Origin of the sequence: Frisingicoccus sp. (assembly GCA_016298055.1) — a bacterium.
Lineage (GTDB): Bacteria > Bacillota > Clostridia > Lachnospirales > Lachnospiraceae > Frisingicoccus.
This window is the reverse complement of the sequence record JAEDDO010000207.1, coordinates 1-3,033: the sequence shown is the minus strand read 5'-3', so window position 1 is coordinate 3,033 and position 3,033 is coordinate 1. Positions and strand designations below refer to the sequence as shown.

Below are 3,033 nucleotides of genomic sequence, written 5' to 3'. Positions count from 1 at the left end.
CCCGGACTAGATCCTTAGTCTAGCGCGTATGCCAATTCCGCCACAACTGCGTTTTTCAAGTGCTGCTCTTAACAGCAAAGTTATAATATCATACCTTGTGATAAAATGCAAGGAATTTTTTGAAAAATTTACAAAATTCTTCTTTTTGATTTTTGGGGATGACAGAAGGACAGGGTGACAAGAGGCACACAACAGAAATGAAAGGCATATAATAAGTAAGATTGTGATCATGGAAAGTAAAAATGGAAGAGATTGTTCATTATGTGAAACCGGAACTTCTTGTTGTGGCTATCGTTTTATATTTCATTGGCGGAGAACTGAAAAAATCAGAAAGAATAAAAGATAAATATATTCCATTGATTCTGGGGGCGATAGGTATTGCTTTTGCATCTGTGTGGGTAGTCGCAACACTTCCGCTGAAAAATTTACAGGATATTGCCATGGCAGTGTTTGTAGCTGTTGTACAGGGTATTCTTGTTGCCGGCCTTAGCACTTACGTAAATCAGATCATCAAGCAGCTGAATAAAGAAAATTGAGGTGGAGGTAGAATGATGGCATTAAAAGTAATTGATATCAGTTATGCTCAGGGCAAGGTGGATTTTGAAGCAGTCAGGAAAAATGTTGATGGTGTGATCATCCGATGCGGATATGGTGATGACATCCCGAATCAGGATGATGCATGGTGGGAACGCAATGCCTCTGAATGTGAACGCCTGGGTATTCCCTATGGTGCCTATCTTTATTCCTATGCGATGAGTCGGAGCCAGGCTGCGTCGGAAACAAATCATATTTTAAGACTCATTCGGGGAAGAAAATTGGCGTATCCGGTTTATATTGATCTTGAGTATGAGCCGATGCGGCAGGTATTTCGTCCGGAATGGTTTATTGAGATGGGAGAAAAGATTGAGGAATCGGGATATTGGTTTGGCATTTATGCGAATCTTGACTGGTTTCGCAGTGTTATTGGAAATCGTTTGGATCGTTTTACCCGGTGGGCAGCTCAGTATAATGATACTTTAGATACCTACGCAGATATGTGGCAATACACGAACAAAGGAAGGGTGGCGGGGATTTCCGGTAATTGTGATATGAATATATGTTATCGGAATCTGCCTGATGAGATTCGCAGGGGATGGCAGACCGATAGCCATTTATCCGACACGGATGAAGCATGGATATTAGAGACGGCCATGGATGTTATACGTGGAGACTATGGAAACGGAGAGGAAAGAAGAAGGGCATTGGGTTCCAGGTACGAAGTTGTGCAGAGAAAAGTAAATGAGCTTATGGAAAAAAACAGCTTTGATTGAAATATATGCTTGACGTAAAATGAATACTTGGTTACAATAAAGAAAACGGTCGTTAGCATAAGCGGAGGATAGAGACTATGAGTAAAGCATCAACAAGAGATAAAATATTAGATGCAGCATTAACATTATTTTCAGAGAAAGGCTATGATGGAGTTGGTGTGGATTTGATTGGGGAAAGAGCCGGAATTAAAGGGCCTTCTCTATATAGACATTTTAAGGGAAAAGAAGATATATTGAATTCTCTCATTGAGAAAGTTGGAGCCTATTATGAATTAAACTTTGGTTCAGAAAATCATCTTGGTGGGATTCCTGAATCTATGGAAGAACTTTTAACTTTTTCAATGGAGAGAATTCGTTTTACAATGCATGATGAGATGCTTCAAAAGATAAGAAGAATTTTAGTGATAGAACAGTTTCGCAATCCGCGGATTGCAGAACTGACGTCAAAACATCATATGGATGGTCTTCAGGGAATGTTTCAGAAAATTTTTGAAGCTATGATGAAGAAGAAAATACTGAAAATGGATGATGCAGAAACCATGGCTTTGGAATTCGTGGCTCCGGTATCGCTGTTGATTCACACCTATGACAGACAGCCGGAGAGGGAAGCGGAAGTCACTGAAAAAATTAAAAAGCATTTTGAACATTTTGCAAAGGTGTATGGAAACTGATTGTATTTCAAATATAAAATTTATGTAACAGTGGAGAGGGGGATTGCTTTGCTGAAGATTGCTATCTGTGATGACAGAGAAGAAGACAGAGAGGTTGTGTATACACACGTACAGCATTTTTGCGAGGAAAGGTTACAGCAGGCTGAGATAAAAGTGTTCTCGCATCCGGATACTCTGATTTACGAGTGTGAAAAATTTTGTCCTCATATTTATATTCTGGATATTGTGATGCCTATGATTAATGGAATACAGGCGGCAAGGGAACTTCGATGGAATCAGCCGGAAGCACAGATTATTTTTGTCACATCTGAGAGATCCTTTGCATTGGAGTCTTTCGATGTAAATCCGATTAATTATATCTTAAAGCCGGTAAAAAAAGAAAAGCTGTTTGCGACATTGTCCCTGGCCATGAAACATATCCACCTTGAGGAGGAAAAAACAGTCACGCTTAAAGTGAAAGGCGGATATCGTACATTGCATCTGAACGATATTATGTATATGGATTATCGGAATCATGTGGTGAGTTATCATCTGTTATCCGGTGAAATAATTTCTACCAGTACACTTCGCATCGGCTTTACGGAATATTTGAATCAGAATCATGCCGGAGGGGATTTTGTGCAGTGCCATGAGTCTGTGGCTGTAAATGTCCGGTTTATTGATAGACTTACGAGAACAGATATTATTGTGAGAAATCAGGAGATTCTTCCTGTATCAAAAAGCCGGTATTCGCAAGTGTTTGAGGAGTATATGAGTTATAGATTCCGTTGATGGAATTGCAAAGGATGTTTGGCAACAATTTCTTTAATATTAAAATATTCTTTTTCGTAACGGGGATGGAAGGAGCGCAATATATTGATGATATCACTTCTGGAAAATTGTAATAAATAACATTGTTCTTCCCAGATAAGGTCAATATATTGACGAATCCTGTCGATTCCCTGAAGATTCATATCCATTTTAAATACCGGATAGTCCATAGTTATGATATGATCTGTTGGTGCAAATTTTACATCATAATATAGAAAAAAGCCGGGTAATGCTTTTTCAAC

General features: G+C 39.0%; 5 protein-coding genes. 4 read left to right on the top strand and 1 reads right to left on the bottom strand.

Annotated elements, in window-relative coordinates; genetic code table 11:
• The first annotated feature begins 242 nt into the window (after positions 1-242).
• The 4 genes from QZZ35_RS10600 to QZZ35_RS10585 all read left to right on the top strand — a co-directional run bounded on the left by QZZ35_RS10600 (position 243) and on the right by QZZ35_RS10585 (position 2,752).
• Complete coding sequence (locus QZZ35_RS10600) at positions 243-536, top strand: phage holin family protein (RefSeq protein WP_291237375.1); 294 nt, start codon at positions 243-245, stop codon at positions 534-536.
• A 15-nt stretch (positions 537-551) separates the two neighbouring features.
• Entirely contained in the window at positions 552-1,310 is a 759-nt protein-coding gene (locus tag QZZ35_RS10595; RefSeq protein WP_291237374.1) for a GH25 family lysozyme, read from the top strand.
• Between the two features lie 77 nt (positions 1,311-1,387).
• Positions 1,388-1,981 carry a TetR/AcrR family transcriptional regulator gene (locus QZZ35_RS10590; protein ID WP_291237373.1) on the top strand — a complete coding sequence of 198 codons (594 nt, stop codon included), beginning with the start codon at positions 1,388-1,390 and terminating at the stop codon, positions 1,979-1,981.
• Between the two features lie 48 nt (positions 1,982-2,029).
• Complete coding sequence (locus tag QZZ35_RS10585; protein ID WP_291237372.1) at positions 2,030-2,752, top strand: LytR/AlgR family response regulator transcription factor; 723 nt, start codon at positions 2,030-2,032, stop codon at positions 2,750-2,752.
• Here QZZ35_RS10585 and QZZ35_RS10580 read toward each other — a convergent pair.
• A partial coding sequence (locus QZZ35_RS10580; RefSeq protein ID WP_291237371.1) for a DUF6179 domain-containing protein occupies positions 2,737-3,033 on the bottom strand: 297 nt, incomplete at its 5' end. The genes QZZ35_RS10585 and QZZ35_RS10580 overlap by 16 nt on opposite strands.

Bases quoted from the DNA above. Each gene is read 5' to 3' on its own strand.
- QZZ35_RS10595 (WP_291237374.1), top strand. From the start codon at position 552: ATGGCATTAAAAGTAATTGATATCAGTTATGCTCAGGGCAAGGTGGAT.
- QZZ35_RS10590 (WP_291237373.1), top strand. From the start codon at position 1,388: ATGAGTAAAGCATCAACAAGAGATAAAATATTAGATGCAGCATTAACA.
- QZZ35_RS10600 (WP_291237375.1), top strand. From the start codon at position 243: ATGGAAGAGATTGTTCATTATGTGAAACCGGAACTTCTTGTTGTGGCT.